Origin of the sequence: Rhodococcus sp. ACT016 (genome assembly GCF_050477185.1) — a bacterium.
Taxonomy (GTDB): Bacteria; Actinomycetota; Actinomycetes; order Mycobacteriales; family Mycobacteriaceae; genus Prescottella.
In genome coordinates this window covers 509,817-526,736 of the sequence record NZ_JBEAET010000001.1, presented here as the reverse complement: position 1 = coordinate 526,736, position 16,920 = coordinate 509,817, and the positions used below count along the sequence as shown (strand labels likewise).

Annotated in this window: 16 protein-coding genes; 11 read left to right on the top strand and 5 right to left on the bottom strand. The window is 69.0% G+C overall.

Annotation, left to right across the window (positions count from 1 at the left end; all coding sequences use genetic code 11):
- Positions 1-31: 31 nt before the first annotated feature.
- Positions 32-1,522, bottom strand: a complete 1,491-nt coding sequence (locus tag ACQ5DX_RS02515; protein WP_430331116.1) for an NCS2 family permease — start codon at positions 1,520-1,522, stop codon at positions 32-34.
- An 80-nt stretch (positions 1,523-1,602) separates the two neighbouring features.
- Between ACQ5DX_RS02515 and ACQ5DX_RS02510 the strand changes: the two genes are divergently transcribed.
- A complete protein-coding gene (locus ACQ5DX_RS02510) occupies positions 1,603-1,851 on the top strand; it encodes a DUF2530 domain-containing protein (protein ID WP_430331115.1) in 249 nt (82 codons plus the stop codon).
- 45 nt (positions 1,852-1,896) lie between these two features.
- Here ACQ5DX_RS02510 and ACQ5DX_RS02505 read toward each other — a convergent pair whose 3' ends face one another.
- The 3 genes from ACQ5DX_RS02505 to ACQ5DX_RS02495 are packed head-to-tail and all read right to left on the bottom strand — an operon-like array spanning position 1,897 to position 6,097.
- Positions 1,897-2,451, bottom strand: a complete 555-nt coding sequence (locus ACQ5DX_RS02505; protein ID WP_430335524.1) for a phosphatase PAP2 family protein — start codon at positions 2,449-2,451, stop codon at positions 1,897-1,899.
- 5 nt (positions 2,452-2,456) lie between these two features.
- On the bottom strand, positions 2,457-5,213 hold the full coding sequence (locus ACQ5DX_RS02500; protein WP_430335523.1) for a sacsin N-terminal ATP-binding-like domain-containing protein: 2,757 nt from the start codon (positions 5,211-5,213) through the stop codon (positions 2,457-2,459).
- A complete protein-coding gene (locus ACQ5DX_RS02495; protein WP_430335522.1) occupies positions 5,210-6,097 on the bottom strand; it encodes a DUF3027 domain-containing protein in 888 nt (295 codons plus the stop codon). The genes ACQ5DX_RS02500 and ACQ5DX_RS02495 overlap by 4 nt, the downstream gene beginning before the upstream one ends.
- Before the next feature lie 51 nt (positions 6,098-6,148).
- Here ACQ5DX_RS02495 and ACQ5DX_RS02490 point away from each other — a divergent pair, with 51 nt between their 5' ends.
- The 3 genes from ACQ5DX_RS02490 (at position 6,149) to ACQ5DX_RS02480 (ending at position 9,373) form a co-directional block, all read left to right on the top strand.
- Positions 6,149-6,967, top strand: coding sequence for a glutaminyl-peptide cyclotransferase (locus ACQ5DX_RS02490; protein ID WP_430331114.1), 819 nt, complete (start codon positions 6,149-6,151; stop codon positions 6,965-6,967).
- A 90-nt stretch (positions 6,968-7,057) separates the two neighbouring features.
- The gene (locus ACQ5DX_RS02485; RefSeq protein ID WP_430331113.1) at positions 7,058-8,848 is read left to right on the top strand and encodes an MFS transporter; all 1,791 of its coding nucleotides are present in this window, start codon (positions 7,058-7,060) and stop codon (positions 8,846-8,848) included.
- Between the two features lie 24 nt (positions 8,849-8,872).
- Positions 8,873-9,373 (top strand): DUF2771 family protein, encoded by a 501-nt coding sequence (locus ACQ5DX_RS02480; protein WP_430331112.1) that lies wholly within the window; start codon positions 8,873-8,875, stop codon positions 9,371-9,373.
- A 77-nt stretch (positions 9,374-9,450) separates the two neighbouring features.
- Here the strand turns inward: ACQ5DX_RS02480 and ACQ5DX_RS02475 are convergent, their stop codons facing one another.
- Complete coding sequence (locus ACQ5DX_RS02475) at positions 9,451-9,864, bottom strand: cold-shock protein (RefSeq protein ID WP_430331111.1); 414 nt, start codon at positions 9,862-9,864, stop codon at positions 9,451-9,453.
- A 251-nt stretch (positions 9,865-10,115) separates the two neighbouring features.
- Here ACQ5DX_RS02475 and ACQ5DX_RS02470 point away from each other — a divergent pair, with 251 nt between their 5' ends.
- From ACQ5DX_RS02470 to ACQ5DX_RS02440, 7 genes are all read left to right on the top strand, one after another.
- Positions 10,116-10,892: a cyclase family protein gene (locus tag ACQ5DX_RS02470; protein WP_430331110.1), complete on the top strand. Its 777-nt coding sequence runs from the start codon at positions 10,116-10,118 to the stop codon at positions 10,890-10,892.
- On the top strand, positions 10,889-12,532 hold the full coding sequence (locus ACQ5DX_RS02465) for a thiamine pyrophosphate-binding protein (RefSeq protein ID WP_430331109.1): 1,644 nt from the start codon (positions 10,889-10,891) through the stop codon (positions 12,530-12,532). Before ACQ5DX_RS02470 ends, ACQ5DX_RS02465 begins: the two co-directional genes overlap by 4 nt.
- Positions 12,533-12,822: 290 nt before the next feature.
- Positions 12,823-13,344, top strand: a complete 522-nt coding sequence (locus ACQ5DX_RS02460; RefSeq protein WP_430331108.1) for an alternate-type signal peptide domain-containing protein — start codon at positions 12,823-12,825, stop codon at positions 13,342-13,344.
- A gap of 4 nt (positions 13,345-13,348) precedes the next feature.
- Positions 13,349-13,894, top strand: coding sequence for a hypothetical protein (locus ACQ5DX_RS02455; protein ID WP_430331107.1), 546 nt, complete (start codon positions 13,349-13,351; stop codon positions 13,892-13,894).
- Position 13,895: 1 nt separating this feature from the next.
- Complete coding sequence (locus ACQ5DX_RS02450) at positions 13,896-14,534, top strand: signal peptidase I (RefSeq protein WP_430331106.1); 639 nt, start codon at positions 13,896-13,898, stop codon at positions 14,532-14,534.
- Between the two features lie 13 nt (positions 14,535-14,547).
- Entirely contained in the window at positions 14,548-15,144 is a 597-nt protein-coding gene (locus tag ACQ5DX_RS02445) for a SipW-dependent-type signal peptide-containing protein (protein WP_430331105.1), read from the top strand.
- Positions 15,145-15,151: 7 nt separating this feature from the next.
- Complete coding sequence (locus ACQ5DX_RS02440) at positions 15,152-16,852, top strand: signal peptidase I (RefSeq protein ID WP_430331104.1); 1,701 nt, start codon at positions 15,152-15,154, stop codon at positions 16,850-16,852.
- Positions 16,853-16,920: the final 68 nt, after the last annotated feature.

Genomic DNA, 16,920 nt, shown 5'->3' with positions numbered 1-16,920 from the left:
CCAAACAATACGGGAACTCGCGCCCTGTCAATCACGTAACGGCGTCAGTGATCGGGCCGACGGTGAAGAACGCGACGAACAGCGCCGCAACGAACCACAGCAGCGGGTGCACCTTCTTGGCGTTGCCGCCCGCGGCCGCGAGGACCACGTAGGAGATGAAGCCGACGCCGATGCCGTTGGCGATCGAGTACGTGAACGGCATGACGGCGATCGTCAGGAACGCGGGCAGCGCGATCGAGAACTTGCTGAAGTCGATGTCGCGCACCTGACCGATCATCAACGCGCCCACCACGACCAGAGCCGGGGCGGCCGCCTCGATCGGCACCACCGAGTAGAGCGGGGTGAGGAACATCGCGGCGAGGAACAGCAGACCGGTGACGACGTTCGCGAGGCCGGTGCGGGCACCGTCGGCTATACCGGCTGCGGAATCGATGAAGACGGTGTTCGACGACGCGGACGCGCCGCCGCCGACGACCGCGCCGGCGCCCTCGACGACCAGCGCCTTGCCCATGCCCGGCAGGTTGCCGTCCTTGTCTGCGAGGCCGGCTTCCTTACCGAGACCGGTCATGGTGCCCATCGCGTCGAAGAAGTTGGCGAGCACCAGCGTGAAGACGAGCAGGCTGGCGGCGAGGACACCGATGCGGGTGAACGCGCCGAACAGACTGAAGTTGCCGACCAGGCTCAGATCCGGCAGCTGCGCGATGATGTCGGGCACGGCGGGCACGCTGAGGTTCCACCCCTTGGGGTCGACGCCCTTCGAGGCGCCGATGTGGAAGACCGCCTCGAGGATCGCGGCCAGCACGGTCGTGACGATGATGCCGATCAGCAGACCACCGCGAACCTTGCGCACGACGAGGACACCCATGAGTAGGACGCCGAAGATGAACACGACCGTCGGCCACGCGGCGATCGAACCGTTGATGCCGAGACCGACCGGGACGGAGGTGCCGGCGGCATCGGGGATGCGGCGCACGAAGCCGGCGTCGACGAGGCCGATGAACGCGATGAACATGCCGATGCCGGCCGCGATGGCGGCCTTGAGTTCCCGAGGAATCGCGTTGAAGACGGCGGTGCGGAAGCCGCTGACGGCCAGCGCGACGATGATGAGGCCGTCGATGACGACCAGGCCCATGGCCTCGGGCCATGTCACCTGCGGCGCGATCGACACGGCCAGCAGGCTGTTGATGCCGAGACCCGCGGCGATGCCGAACGGATAGTTGGCGATGATGCCGAAGAGGATGCTCATCAGGCCTGCGACGAGCGCGGTGACGGCGGCCACCTGGTTGACCGGCAGGATGTTGCCCAGCACGTCGGTCTTGGCGGCCGCGTCGTCGGCGGAGAAGCTACCGAGGATCAGCGGGTTGAGGACGACGATGTACGCCATGGCCACGAACGTGACCAGGCCACCGCGGACCTCCCGGCTGACGGTCGAGCCCCGCTCGGTGATCTTGAAGTAGGTGTCGAGCAACCGTGAGGGCGCCGACTGCCTTGTGGGCTCGGGGGTTTTCTCGGTAACCGCCATGTCGTATTTCGGTCCAATCGCCGGGATGTGGGGGTCGCACCTGGCAGATTAGGGCACCGACGCGCGGGTAACTTAATCGTGTGACCGAAATCCACAGCACCCCGACGCTCGTGCAACGCCTGTCCGACCCGCGTCCGGTGGTCGCAATCGGTACCGCCGCCTGGATTGTGGCGACCGTTGTCGTCCTGCTCGCGGGCGATCGGTGGAGCGCCGCGCTACCGGTCTGTTATGCCGGAACCGCCCTGGGCGTCGTGGGTTTCGGATTGTTCCTGGTCCAGCGGAGCGCGGCCCGGCGCGGCAAGCGCGGCGCACAGCGCGGGCTCGACTGAGGGAAACGACCGGTCGGACAGGATGGTTCCGTCCGGTGATGGATTTCACACGCTTTCGGTGCGTGTCGAACGTGCACTTCCGCGGCTGACCGCCCAGATCCACAGCCCGGCCCACGCCACCCCGAACGCCCAGCCGGCGAGGACGTCGGTGAGCCAGTGGGCCGCCAGGTACACCCGCGAAATCCCGACCGCGAGCGTGTAGCAACCGAGCAGCACGAGCAACCCGATCCGGCGGATCCCGGGAGCGACGGCCCGCACCACCACCGCCCCCAGCACGCACGCCAGGATCGCGGACATCATGGCGTGCCCCGACGGGAACGAGTACGAGTCCAGGTCGACGAGCCGGTCCGGCAGCGGCGGACGCTCGCGAGCGAACAAATGTTTGAGCAGGCTCATCGCCGTCCATCCGGACAGCATCGCCCCGGCGATCATCACGGCTTCCGCGGTCCGGTGGCGGGTCAGCAGCGCGATCGTCGCCACGGCGGAGATCAGGAACACCGCGACGGTGCCGCCGCTGTGCGTGATCGCCGTGAACGTGTCGGTGAGGCACGCGGTGCGCCGGTCGAGCATCCAGTCGAGCACCGACTGATCGACCGTCACACTCGTCACGCGTCTCCCCCGACCCGCCACCGCCGGAAGTGCGTGCGTCCCGCGTCGTCCACCCACCACGGGACCGCGACGTCCCCTTCACCGGCGCCGGTGAGTCGGACGACGAGGTCGTCGTGCACGACGACCGGACCGTTCGGCAGCGGCAGACCGAGCGCCGCGCACGCGAGCACCGCATCGGGTTCCCGGTCCCATGCGCTGACGTCGCCGTCGCCGAGGACCTCGGCATGGATCGCGGCGGACGCGAGCGGCAGGTCGAGCAGGTCGGCGAGCGCGGACGCGGTGTCGAACGCGCCGAGCACGATCCGCTCGGACGGGACGACCGCGCCGAGGTGTGGCCGGTCGAGGACCAGCGCGACGTCGGGTTCCGTGACGGTGCCGGCGAGGCTGCGGACGCGGGCGGGCAGTCCGAGTTCGTCGAGGTCGAGGACACCGCGGGCGGCGGCCGCGGCGAGCAACCGGTGCGTGCGGGTGACGACGTCGGGGGTCGCGGTGCGCTCGGGATCGGCCAGCCGGTCCAGCAGGACGGCGGCCAGCTCGGTGTCGTCGACCGACGCCGGGGCCAGGGCGGGGGCGAGCGCGGGCGCCGCCGGGTGATCGAGCACGTCGAGCAGCCCCGCGAAAGTGTCGTCGTCGGGGGCACGCAGCAGACCCAGCGGGCGGCCGTCGACCTCGGCGTGCCGACGCAGCCACCACGCGGTGTAGCCGTCACGGTCGGACAGCGCGGCGGCGGTGTCGGGGTCGTCCGCCAGCAAGGTCAGCGCCCGTGGCCAGCGCGCGGGATCGACCAGGTCCAGGTCGCGGACCGCGATCAGGGTCTCCGGGTCGTCGGCGAGGGTGTCCCACCAGGTGTGCTCGTCGTCGAGGTCGTGTTCGGGGCCGGTGGGCAGCTCGGCGCGCAGCAGTGCGAAACCCCAGCCGACACCGAGCGCACGCAGCGGCTCCTCCCCCACGCGGTCGACGAGGGCGGGGTCGACGGTGCCGAACGGCGAGTCCTCCACCAGGACGTCGGCGAGCGGTGCACCCGGCAGCAGCAGCTCGTCGGCGGGCACCAGGTCGCCGTCGGCGTCGGGCAGCGGCAGCTCCCCGAGCCACGCGGGCCGCGCGTCGGGCGTGGCCAGGCCGACCAGTGCGAGCACGACGGACACCAATTCGGTTGCCGCGGTGGGGTCGTCGTAGTCGATGTCCTCGATCCGCGCCCGTAGTGCCGGATCGGTCAGCAGGTCGCCGGCCGTCGCACGCTCGGCGCCGAGCCGGTTCAGCAGCGGATGCGCGGCGTCGGGATGGACCAGCCGCACCCAGTCCAAGGCTGCGGTGGCGCCGTCGAGCGTGTGCCCCAGGTCGGTGCCGGTGACGGTGGTCCGCGGACCGGTGACCGTGCGACCGTCGGCGAGCGGAACAGGAACGGCGGCAAGCTCTTCGACGGTCAACGCGTCGACGACCAGCGGCTCGAGCGCGCCGTACAGCGTGTGCCACCACGACGGTTCGCGTTCGTGTCCGCCGAGCAGTTCGGCGATGCGCGCCAACCCGATCCGGTGCACGTCCACGGCCGCGAGCGCCGACGCGAACCGCGGCCCCGATAGCTGCGGATCCACCAGGCCGGGTACGACGTCGGCGAGGGCGTCGGCCAGTTCCCCGGTGAGCTCCGAGACGACGGTGGCCCGGGTCGGGACGAGGTCGTCGGCGTCGGGGTCGGCGGCGGGCACCCACGGCTGGGTGCGCAGTTCCTGCACCAGTGCCTCGCGCAGCGCCGCGTCCACCTCGCCGCGCGCGAAACCGGGCAGCGGCACCAGATCGAGACGCTGGTCGCGCGGCAGGGACGCGACGAACCCCGCGTAGCCGCGAACGATGTCGGCGAGCGACGCCCCGGGCAGGATGCGCCGGCGGTCCGGCTGCATCGGCACGTCCGCGATCAGCAGCGCCGGGAGCGACAGTTCCTCGTCGGAGCGGGTGGGCGCCCGCAGCACGTCACCGGTCACCGGCAGCACCCGCCCGTCCACCACGGGCACCAGCCAGCGCACCGACCCGGTCTCGTACTGCCACCACGTGGTGTGGCCGACGGTGAGCTCGACCAGCCCGTCGCCGAGGTCACGCGCGGTGCGGCGCAGCACCGTCCCGTCGATCTCGATGGACTCGAGCGCGGGCAGTTCCAGCAGCAGGTCGACGGCCTCGGCGGCGAACCGGGCCAGCAGTGCGGCGACGCCGGGGCCGTGCAGGTCGGGGCGCAGGCGCAGCACCACCTCGGTGTCGAACCCCGCACTGGGTCGTTCGTCGGTGGCCCACGCCAGCCGCAGCGCCGGCGCGCCGACGGCCGGCACCTCGAGCCCCGCCGACTCGATCTCGGCGCGGGTATGGTCGGCCGAGAACAGCAGCGAACCGGTGGTGGAGCGCAGTTCGACGTCGTCGCTCACGGCCAGCACGGCCGTGAAACCCACACCGAATCTGCCCACCCCGGTGGACTTTCCGGATGCCCGCAGCGCGGTGAGCGCGTGCACCCCGTCGCGGTCGAGCGGGGCGCCGGTGTTCGCGACGTGCAGCACGTTGCCGTGCAGGTGCACCCGCAGCGCGCCCGGCACCCCGGCCCTCGCGGCGGCGTCGGCCGCGTTCTGGGCCAGTTCGGTCAGGAGCCGGTCTCGGTAGCCGGCCCGAACCAGGTCCGCCTCGGCGGCGGCGTCCTCCCGCAGGCGCGTGGGCGAGCTGCGCCACGCGAGGAGCGTCCCCTCGCGGAGCGCGGCGGTGTCGAAGGGATCCGTCAGCTGTCCGATTCCTGGTCCAACGGGGGCTCGGGGTCGGCGGGGGCCTCGGGGGTCTTCGGCGTCTCGGCGGTGGCTGCCGGGGTCTCCGGGGTCTCGACGGGGGCTGCCGGGGTCCTGTGGGACTCGGGCCGCTCGACGACCTCGACCGCGGCGTCGTCGTAGGCGTCGTAGCGCGGCGTGCCCGCACCGGTCGGCAGCGTCGTGTCGGAGTGCGCGCCGCACCCGTAGGTTGCGGTCACCACGTGCCCGTCGGCGGCCATCTCGTTGCCGCATACGCCGAACTCGGCGTGCAGCGATCCGGCGAGCGGAAGGTAGAAGCCGCACAGCGCGCACGTCGACGGCGCGGCCTTGGCCATGTCGGAGTCGGGCCCGTACTCGCCGTCGTGCCAGCGCCCGGCGCAGTCCTGCCGACCCTCGCGGCTCATGACCTGCTTGCGTCCCAGGCCGACCTCGAAGGCGACCTCGTCGATCTCGGGGTCACCGGTCGCGACGTATCCCGGCACCAGTCGCGGGTCGTTCGGCGCGGGGGCGAGCAGATCGCCCGGCGAGAGGTCCCCGGGCCGGATGCGCTGATCCCACGGCAGCCACTCGGGCGCGACGAGCGCGTCCGGGCCCGGCAGCAACGCGAGCTCGCTGACCGTCACGTGATCGGAGTCGGGGGCGGCCGCCACGACGACGGCCCACTGCCAGCCGTGGTAGCCGGGTAGGTCGGCGGCGAACCGGTGCGTCGCGGAGCAGTCGTCCTCCGCGGTGACGCCCAGGTGTTTACCCACGCCACCCTCATTGAGCTCGACGAGCGCCTCTCGGGCGCGTTCGACGGCTCGAGCGAGGACCGGGCGCACGACGGCGCTCTCTGGAGACGACGAAACACTCACGTTGCCCATCTTGCCGCACTCGCTCCCGTGTGCGCTCGTGTGGGCTGTCATGCTTGTCCCGTGAATCGGCGTCACACCCCGCAACCCACCGCAATCGGAGTGTTCCTACTCGCCGCCGCGCTGGTCGCGGGCTGCTCCACGAACAGCTCCGCCACGCCGCCGGAGGGCGCGGTGATCGCCGCCGAGCTGCATCCGGAGATCGTCCGCGAGCTGCCGCACGACACCGGCGCGTTCACCCAGGGCCTCGAGATCTCCGACGGCACCCTCTTCGAGAGCACCGGCCGGGTCGGCCACTCGTGGGTGCGGGCCACCGCACTCGACTCCGGCGCCGAACTGGCGCACGTCGATCTGGCACGGCCGATGTTCGGCGAGGGCATTACCGTCGCCGGTGACACCGTGTGGCAGATCACGTGGAAGGACGGGGTCGCGATCGCCCGCGACCGCAACACCCTCGCCCAGCAGCGGCAGGTCTCGTACGACGGCCAGGGCTGGGGCCTGTGCACGCAGCCCGATCGGTTGGTGATGAGCAACGGCTCGGACACCCTGACCTTCCGGGATCCGGTGACGTTCGACGCGACCGGCTCGGTCGACGTCACGCTCGACGGCCGACCGCTCGACCGGCTCAACGAACTCGAGTGCAGCAGCGACGGTTTCGTGTACGCCAACGTGTGGACCACCGATCGGATCGTGAAGATCGACCCGGCGACGGGTGTCGTGGTGGGCCGAATCGACGCCGACAACCTGAAGGACGCGCTGCCCGCGGACGAGCGCGCCGGCATCGACGTCCTCAACGGAATCGCGCAGATCCCCGGCACCGACCGGTTCCTCGTCACCGGGAAGCTGTGGCCGCGGATGTTCGAGGTCCGCTTCGTCTCCTGAGCGCTCCTCACCTGCGTCCGACACGTCGGGGCGAGCAGGAACGGACCGCCCGTGTCGTGCATTGTCCGACGACTAGGACAGAATTGAGGGGTGACCGGACCCCGCGACCCCCACGACGCCACTCGGCGTGGGCAGCAACCGCGTGATCCCGCGCCTCCGCGGCACCCCGGCTACGACAACTACCCGCCGACCCGGCGCGTCGCCGGGCGACGATCCCCGCTGCCCCCGCTGCACCCGGTGGACCGGTCGGCACGCACCGAACGGATCACGCCGCCGCAGTCCGCGCCACCGCCGCAGTCGGCGCCGCCGCAGTCCGCGCCACCGTCCGCACCGCGGTCGCAGCCGGGACCCCCGCCGCAGTCCGAACCCCAGCCGACGCGGCCCATGCCCGAGCAGAGCCTCGGCGCGGACGACGGCACCCGCGACACCGACACAGGTGCGCCGAAGCCGCGGCCGATGCCCCGCAAGCTGACCGTCACACGGGTCGCGGCGATGCGCAGTCGGGAACTGACGAACAAGGGCATCGCCACCTTCCGCCGGGCCGCGACCGCCGACGGCGCCGACAAGTCCGGGCTGACCGCGCTGACGTACGCGGTGATGGCGAACTTCGCGACCGACGCGACGATCGCCGTCGCACTCGCCAACACGCTGTTCTTCTCGGCGGCGACCGGCGAGGACAAGACGAAGGTCGCGCTGTACCTGCTCATCACGATCGCGCCGTTCGCGGTGATCGCGCCCCTGATCGGGCCGGCCCTGGACCGGCTGCAGCGGGGCCGCCGGATCGCGCTGGCGTCGTCGTTCGCGCTGCGGACGGTGATCGCGATCGTGCTGGTCTTCAACTTCGACAGCTGGGCGCTGTACCCGTGCGCGCTGGGCATGATGGTGCTCAGTAAATCGTTCTCGGTGCTCAAGAGCGCCGTGACACCACGGGTGCTGCCACCCGAGATCGACCTGGTCCGGGTCAATTCGCGGCTGACGGTGTTCGGCCTGATCGGCGGCACGATCGGGGCCGGTGCGCTGGCCGGCGCGCTGGCGCTCGTGACCGGATCGGTCGGCGCGCTGTGGCTCGCCGGGGTGATCACCGCGCTGGGCGCCTACCTGAGCATGCGGATCCCGGCGTGGGTCGAGGTCACCGAGGGCGAGGTCCCGGCGACGCTGACCTTCCACGGCGACGACTCCCCCACCGAACTGATCGACGTCAGCGGCAAGGGCCGCAGCGCCGGCGGTGACGCAACCAAGCGCCAACCGCTGGGGCGCGCGGTGGTCACCGGGCTGTGGGGCAACGGCACCATCCGAGTCCTGACCGGCTTCCTGACGCTGTACATCGCGTTCGTCGCGAAATCCAACACCGAGCACGAGGCGCTGATGCAGGCGGCGACCCTCGGTCTGGTCGGCGCCGCCGCGGGCATCGGCAACTTCGCCGGCAACGCGGCCGGCGCCCGCCTCGAGCTGGGTCGCCCGGCGGTGATGGTGCTGCGATGCACCATCGCGGTGACGGTCGTGGCGATCCTCGTCGCGATCACCGGTAACCTGCTGGCGGCGGCGCTGGCGGCGCTGGTGGCGTCCGGGGCGAGCGCGCTGGCGAAGGTGTCGCTGGACGCCTCGCTGCAGCAGGACCTGCCCGAGGAGTCCATCGCGTCCGGTTTCGGCCGCTCCGAGACCGTCCTGCAGCTCAGCTGGGTCATCGGCGGCGCCCTGGGCGTTCTGCTCCCCACCGACTTGTGGATCGGTTTCACTGTGGTGTCGGTGGTGCTTACGATCGGGCTGGTTCAGACGATCCTGACGTACCGCGGGGGCACCCTGCTCCCCGGTCTGGGTGGCAAGCGTCCCGAGCACGTGAACCCCGAGACCACCGTCGGCCACAGCCCCCGTGCCGACTGATCCACCGAACGAGAAACGGAATCGATGATGCAAGCCCGGACGAAACAGATTCTTGCGCTGATCGCAGCGGTTGTGGTGGTCGTCGCGGCCGGTCTCGCCGGGGTCGTCGCCTACCTGGTCGGTGAGTCCGGGGAGAAGTTGCCGACCATCACCGCGTACGCGCACCAGGAGTCCGTCTCCGCCCATCCCGGCTTCTGCGATCCGTCGCTGCAATGCGAGGGGCTCGAGATCGTCGAACTCCACGTGCCGGAGGGCTACCCGCTGCAGCTGTCGCTGCCGAAGGAGGTCGCCGACTCGGACTGGCGCCTCAACGTCCAGATCGGCAACCCGAAGACCGGCGAGATCTTCGAGGGCTACCGCGACTACAAGCCCGGCGAGGCCTACGCGGTGACGGTCCCCGGCAACAAGGGCGAGCAGCTGATCAGCGCGATCATCCAGCTGCCGGCCAAGGGCGGCCTGGCCCCGATCTGGGCGCTCCAGACGATGCCGCTGCCGGGCGGCGGCGTGGTCGCACCGGCGTCGTAACCAGCGACCCCACGAACGCAGGGAGCCCTCCGGTGATCACCGGAGGGCTCCCTTTCGTCGTTCGTGCGGTCGGCGACTCAGCTGTCGAGTTCGCGTGCGACGGCGCGCACCACCTCGGAGATCCGCTGGGCGGTCTTGCGGTCCGGGTACTTGCCCTTGCGCAGGTCCGGCTGGATCTTCGCCTCGAGCAGCGTGATCATGTCCTCGACCATGCCGTGCAGCTCGTCGGGCGAGTGCTTGCGGGTCACGGCGGCCTCGCGGCGGGCACCGCCCTGGCGAACCGACGGCGCCGGGTCGAGCACCTTGACGCTCAGTGCCTGCGGTCCACGGCGGCCTGCAGCCATGCCGAACTCGACGCGCTGGCCGGCCTTGAGGCCCTCGACACCGTCGGGCAGCGCGGCCGCGCGGACGTACACGTCCTCCCCCTCTTCCTGGGACAGGAAGCCGAACCCCTTCTCGACGTCGTACCACTTCACCTTGCCGGTAGGCACCGTGTTCACCTGCTCATCTGCCTGCCGCACTCCCCATTGAGCGCGCGCGTGGATAATGCAAAACAACGCGCCCCACGTGGAGTGCGGGACGCGTGAATGCCCGAGTGTACCCGTCAGGGCCGGTGCCCGGCATCCTCGATTCCCACCGGCGCAGGCCTCCGGACCAGGCGGTCGGTCGGTCCGTGCCCGATACTGATCGCAATGGTCAGCGATCCGGTGCTGGACCATCCCGACGACAGGAGGACCACACCGTGACGACGCTGACCGACCTGCTCACCAAGATCAGCTCCAAGAGCATCGAGGTGCTCGACCTCACCGCCCCGCTGAGCACGGACACCCCGGTGCTGCACCTGCCGGAACCGTTCGCGAACACCATCCCGGCGCAGCTCGAGACGGTCAGCAACTTCGACGACGACGGCCCGATGTGGGCGTGGAACAACCTGCACACCGGCGAGCACACCGGCACCCACCTGGATGCGCCGACGCACTGGATCACCGGCCGCGACGGCGCGAGCGTCGACCAGATCCCGCCGACCCGGCTGATCGGACCGGTCGCGGTGATCGACGTGACCGCCGAGGTGGAGCGCAATCCCGACTTCGTGCTCGAGGTCGAGCACATCGAGAAGTGGGAGGCCGAGAACGGCCCGCTGCCGGACGGCGCGTGGCTGATCCTGCGCACCGGGTGGGCCGAGCGGGGCTCGGATCCGGTGCGCTTCGCGAACGCCGACGCCGACGGCCCGCACACCCCCGGCATCTCGGTGGCCGCGGCCAAGTGGCTGGCCGAGTCGAGCCCCATCACCGGTCTCGGCGTGGAGACGGTCGGCATCGACGCGGGCATCGCGGGCGGTTTCGACCCGATGTTCCCGGCGCACTACTACCTGCTGGGCCACGACAAGTACGGCCTGACGCAGCTGCGCAATGTCAACAAGCTGCCGACCCTCGGGGCGGTGCTGGTGGCGTCGCCGCTGCCGATCGTCGGCGGGACCGGCAGCCCGGCCCGCGTGTTCGCTCTGGTCGAGCGCCCATGAGTACCACCGTCGCGCAGGTGGTGGGCCGCACGCTCGCCGACCTCGGTGTGGGTCACGCGTTCGGCGTGGTGGGCAGCGGCAACTTCGCGGTCACCAACGCCCTGATCGCGGCGGGGGTGCCGTTCGTCGCGGCCCGGCACGAGGGCGGGGCCGCGACGATGGCCGACGCCTACTCGCGCATGTCGCACCTGCCGGCGGTCGTGTCCACCCACCAGGGGTGCGGGCTGACCAACGCGGTGACGGGCATCGCGGAGGCGGCCAAGAGCCGCACCCCGCTGATCGTGCTGACCGCCGACACCGCGGGCGCGGCGGTGCGCTCGAACTTCCGGATCGACCAGGATGCGTTGGCGCGCAGCGTCGGCGCGGTGGCCGAGCGGGTGCATTCGGCGGCGTCGGCGGTGGCCGACACCGTCCGCGCGTACCGCACCGCGGTCGGCGAGCGCCGCACGGTGGTGCTGAGCCTGCCGCTGGACGTCCAAGAGCAGGCGGTCCCGGACTCGTGGGCGATGCCGCTGCTGCCGCCGGCGCAGCGGGTGCGCCCGGACGCGAGTGCCCAGGCGTCGCTGGTGGCGCTGCTCGACCGGGCCGAGCGGCCGGTGTTCGTCGCCGGGCGTGGCGCGCGGGACGCGGGACCGCAACTCGCCGCGCTGGCGCAGCGGACCGGCGCACTGGTCGCGACGTCCGCGGTGGCCAACGGCTTGTTCGAGGGAAATCCGTTCTCGCTGGGCATCTCCGGCGGCTTCTCGTCCCCGCTCACCGCGGAGCTGATCTCCAGCGCCGACCTGATCGTCGGCTGGGGCTGTGCTCTGAACATGTGGACGACGCGGCACGGTTCGCTGATCGGCGCCGACGCCACGGTGGTGCAGGTGGACGTCGACGACTCGGCGCTGGGCGCGAACCGTCCGATCGACCTGGGCGTGCTCGGCGACTGCCGCGAAACTGCGGTCGCCGCGCTCGACGCGGTGGACGCGACGGCGCGGGTCGGTTACCGCACCGACGAGGTCCGGACTCGCATTGCCGCGCAGGGGCGTTGGAACGACGTCGCCGTCGACGACCTGTCGACCGACCGGGCGATCGACCCTCGGCCGCTGTCGCGGGAGCTGGACGCGATCCTGCCGCGCGAGCGGACGGTGTCGGTGGACTCCGGCAACTTCATGGGCTACCCGAGCGCGTACCTGTCGGTGCCGGACGAGTTCGGCTTCTGCTTCACGCAGGCGTTCCAATCCATCGGGCTGGGCCTGGCCACCGCGATCGGAACCGCGCTGGCACAGCCGGGCCGGCTACCGGTCGCCGCGCTGGGCGACGGCGGATTCCTCATGGGGATCTCCGAGCTGGAGACCGTCGTCCGGTTGGGGCTGCCGATGGTGCTGGTGGTCTACAACGACAGCGCCTACGGCGCGGAGGTCCACCACTTCGATGCACCCGGCACCGACCACTCCGCGGTCACCTTCCCCGACACCGACATCGCTGCGATTGCCCGCGGTTACGGCGCCGAGGCCGTCACGGTACGGTCGGTGCGCGATCTGGACGCGGTCCGGGAGTGGGTGGCGGGCCCGCGGATTCGGCCGTTGTTGGTCGACGCGAAGGTGAGTTCCGACGGCGGCGCGTGGTGGCTGGCGGAGGCGTTCAAGGGGCACTGACGTGCACGTTTTCGATCTTGTTTCGGTGCGGTTCCGCGACTGAATCGATCCGGGACAAACTTCCTATTGGACGATTGACCAGTTTCGCGTTCAATCAGGTCACGAAAGTGCTACAAATTATCCGGCGCAGCTCGGGGCTGCGACACGTTTCCACCAGCTTTACTGCGCCGGACAGCGCTGACCAGATGCTCGCGTGAAACAAAGTTTTGACTGGTCGAGGTGTCTCGTGCCGACGCACCACTCTTGCAACGACCCCGCAAGCGGGGCCAGAAGAAACGAGAACACCCGCCATGAACAAGAAGACCAAGGGCGCAATCGCCGCCGGCGCAGCGGCTCTGCTCCTTGCCGGTGGTGCCGGCACGTTTGCCGCGTGGAGCGACAGCGAGAACCTCACCGGTGGAACCATCACCGCGGGCAAGCTCCAGTTCGTCGACGGCAGCACGAGCGGCACCTGGTACAAGGGCACCGCCGCTGCTGGCAATGAGATCGACCTGTCGACCTTCAAGATTGTTCCCGGCGACATGCTCGTCTACAAGGCGACTACGCAGTTCATCGCTGAGGGCACCAATCTCAACGCGAAGCTGACACTCGTCCCGGGCACCGCGGGTACGTTCGAGGGCCTGACCTGGGGCACGCCGACCGTGACTGCGTCGGGCGTCAACTCCACCACCGGCGTCATCTCCTCGCAGGCAGGTGCACGTTCCGCGACCGTCGAGACCACGGTCACGTTCGACGCCGACACCGACGGGATCACCTCCCAGGGCGCCACCGCTGCGCTCAACGGCGTCCAGCTGAAGCTCCAGCAGCAGTAGAGCCTTGTCCAAGAACCACCGTTGGTGGGCACTCGCAGCGGTGCCGGTCGTTGGGCTGATCTTCTTCTCGACCCAACAGACCGGCGCCCTGTGGAGTGACACCGAGAATCTCGCCGGCGGAACCATCACCGCCGGAACCTTGGACATCGGCGTCGGTGCCGGCGGCACAACCAGTTCCGCGTACACCCTCAGCAATTTCGGCAAGGCCGGGTTGGTCGAGGGTGGCTTCTCGCAGACTCCGTTGACGGTCAAGAACTCTGGCAACGTGCCGATGAAGTATCGACTTTCTGGAGTCACTCAATCGAACACCACACTTCCACTGACGCTGGACGTGTGGCGAGTCGCGAACGAGGCAGCGTGCGCCGCAACCGGAACGCCTGCAGGCACGTCGCTGTATTCCGGCAACATGAACGGCGCGAGCATCGCGGCGTGGCAGACGGTACCGCCGAACGCCACCGAGGTGCTGTGCCTGCGCGGCACGGTCGCCGCAGGAGCCGGTCCGGGCGTGAGTTCGACGACCCAATTCAAGTTCGACGCGAGCCAAGTCTGACGTGAGCACAACAGCTGAACCCGACGATCAGCCGACCACTATCTGGTGGTGGGTCAAGTCGGTCGTGTCCTGGCTGCTGCTCATCGCGATGGTCGGGATCCTGGCCCTCACGATTGTCATTCCCCGGATCACGGGCTCGACGCCGTTCACGGTGCTAACCGGTTCGATGGAGCCGACCTATCCGCCAGGCACGCTGGTCGTGGTCAAGCCAACGAACGCTGGTTCTCTAGCGGTCGGTGACGCGATCACCTACCAATGGGAGTCCGGCAAGACCGACGTCGTCACTCACCGCATTGTTTCGGTGCAGTACTCAGCGAAGGGTGAGTTGCGGTTCACCACGCAGGGCGACGCGAACCCGGTGCCCGACGAGAGACCCGTTGTGCCCGAACAGGTACGCGGCAAGGTTTGGTATTCCGTGCCGTACATCGGGTACATCAACAACTTCATCACCGGTAAGCAACGCTCAGTACTACTCGTGGTCGTTGTGGGCGGCCTCCTGATCTATTCGGTGTCCATGTTCGTCAGTTCGAGCCGCGACAAGCGACGCGCACCGGCGGCAGCCGCAGCGGCCGGTGACAACGATGCCGTCACCGCCGTCATCCCTGTGGTCGACGCCGATGCGTCTACCGCAACGAAGTAAGAAGGGCCTCTTCATGTCTCGCGACGAGATCTCGAACTCGACCCCCACCGTGGGCGCACGAATGCGCAAGGCACTTGGTGGCGGCCGGGTGCGAGCCGCCCTCTCTCTCGGCATCGTGCTCGGCCTCGGGTCGGTTGGAACTCTGGCCGCGTGGAGCGATACCGCCACCGCCACCTCCGGGATGTTCAGCACCGCCACCGTCGATCTCCAACTGAACGACAATCCCGGCAACCCCACCGCGTATGCCTTCACCAACCTGACGAAGAGCGGCATGATGCCCGGCGAGTTCGCCCAGGCGACACTGCCCGTCCAGAACAAGGGCGCCACGGTGTTCAAGTACACGATGTCTGCGACTGCAGCGGGTGATTCCGGTCTGGCGCCGTTGATGAAAGTGACCGTACTGGAATCCACGTGCACCACGGCGATCGCCGGCCCATTGGGGCTGTCAACCACCGCCTCCACGCCGATCATCACGACTGGTCGCGAGCTTGCGGCATCGACAGGAGTCGAGATGCTCTGTCTGCGCGTCACTCTCGATCCGGCGGTCTCAATGGCCATGCAAAACAAGACGCTGAACGTCTCGTTCGCCTTCGCAGCAACCACGGCATGAGGTAGCGATGTCCGATCACAAGATAACTACCGCAACGCCCGGACGGGTGTGGCGTGAAAGCGCCTTAACTATCGGTGCGATCGCTGGTTTGGTCTGCATCGTCGCGACTGTCGCGGCGATGTTGTTCGGAATCAAGCCGCTCATCTTTCGATCCGGTTCGATGTCACCGGAGATAACCACAGGTTCGCTTGCACTGTCCCGCAACGTGCCCGCCATCGATTTGAAGGTCGGCGACGTCATCAGTGTCGAGAACGCGCAGGGAACCAGGATCACGCACCGCGTCTATGAGATCCAACCACCGACCGGCGACACCGTGGTGGTGACGCTCAAGGGCGACGCCAACAAGGATCCGGACATCGAGCCCTACTCGATCACGGAGGCCGACCGAGTCTTTGCGAGCGTCGGTGGCCTCGGGTACGTCGCCGCTTGGCTATCCAGCCCCATCGCTATCTTCCTGGGCGGCGCGTTCGCCGGCGTCCTGCTGATGATCGTCATCCGTCCGCCCAAGAGGCGGGACGACGACAGCAACGACGATCAGGGGTCCTGCACAGGCTCCACTGTCGGAGAATCTGCAACCACCGAATCCGTGCCCGTCATCGAGTCGAAGGTCGAACCCATTTCTCCCACGCAGCGTTTTTCGGTCCCGTCCGCCCGATCGTTGTTGGCCCTCACGGCCGCAGTACTGACAGCTTTGGGTCTCGCCCAGGCCGCCGGAACATCAGCTGCCTTCACAGGTACTGCCAAGGCGCAAAGTGGCGCCCTGTCATCGGCGGCAAAGGTACTGCCTGCCATCTCATCGATGAGTGCATCCAACGCCGGCGCAGGCGGCACCCAGTGGTGTGTCATGAACTGGCCACACGTCGGATACGGCTTCACCTACTACATCGGTGTCTATCTCAACAACACCGGCAATCCGGTTTGGGAAACCACCCGAGATCCCGGAGCTTCCGCAGCCGCAGGTACTAACGTCACAGTCAGCGTGGGCTCGTCTGAAACCGAATACAGCGGCAGCACCCGATACTTCACCACTCGCATTTACACAGTTAATCGCGTAACCGGCGAGAAGTCGCTCGATTGGCGCGGGCAGGAAATCAAGCGCCGTGGAATCTTCTACGAAGGCACGTGCAACGGCGATAGGCAGAGCATCAGTGGGGCGAGCCTCACCCTCGATCCGGATTCACTGAATGCGCGAGTGGCAGCACCTAGTGAGACCACCACAACCACGGCGCCGACAACCATAGCCTCGACCCCGTCGACCGGCAGCACGTCGACGTCCGCCGCCACCACAACGACTGCACCGTCGCAGTCCAGCACCAGCACCACACCCACAACGACCTCGACAACGCCGAGCACTACAACCTCACCCACTGCTACGTCGACGACAACGACGACCACCACCATCACCACCACTGAGGCCGACACACCGCTCGGCGTCACCCAGACGTCCCCCAGCGGCTACACCGCAACTCTGCAGTCATCGTCCGCGACGGCAGAGACCGCGATTGTGGTCGAAGACGCGAAGAACGAAGAACTGAAGCGGATTCCGGCATCATCATCAGCCCGGTACGAATGGGATTCATCCACAGACGCCCTGTGGATTGTGGATGGCGGCCAGATCTACAAGGCCACCGGCGGAAGCTGGACCAAGACCGCTGTCGACCCGTCGTCCAGCGATGTGCCGGCCGACATCGCGGCACTGGTTGAATAACGCCACGCTGCAACCGCGTTCACGCGGGTGCAGCCCAATCACCGTCGGGGCCGAGGGATCTCGCGCGA

Bases quoted from the DNA above. Each gene is read 5' to 3' on its own strand.
- ACQ5DX_RS02515 (WP_430331116.1), bottom strand. From the start codon at position 1,522: ATGGCGGTTACCGAGAAAACCCCCGAGCCCACAAGGCAGTCGGCGCCC.
- ACQ5DX_RS02495 (WP_430335522.1), bottom strand. From the start codon at position 6,097: ATGGGCAACGTGAGTGTTTCGTCGTCTCCAGAGAGCGCCGTCGTGCGC.
- ACQ5DX_RS02480 (WP_430331112.1), top strand. From the start codon at position 8,873: ATGATGCAAGCCCGGACGAAACAGATTCTTGCGCTGATCGCAGCGGTT.
- ACQ5DX_RS02465 (WP_430331109.1), top strand. From the start codon at position 10,889: ATGAGTACCACCGTCGCGCAGGTGGTGGGCCGCACGCTCGCCGACCTC.
- ACQ5DX_RS02460 (WP_430331108.1), top strand. From the start codon at position 12,823: ATGAACAAGAAGACCAAGGGCGCAATCGCCGCCGGCGCAGCGGCTCTG.
- ACQ5DX_RS02445 (WP_430331105.1), top strand. From the start codon at position 14,548: ATGTCTCGCGACGAGATCTCGAACTCGACCCCCACCGTGGGCGCACGA.
- ACQ5DX_RS02440 (WP_430331104.1), top strand. From the start codon at position 15,152: ATGTCCGATCACAAGATAACTACCGCAACGCCCGGACGGGTGTGGCGT.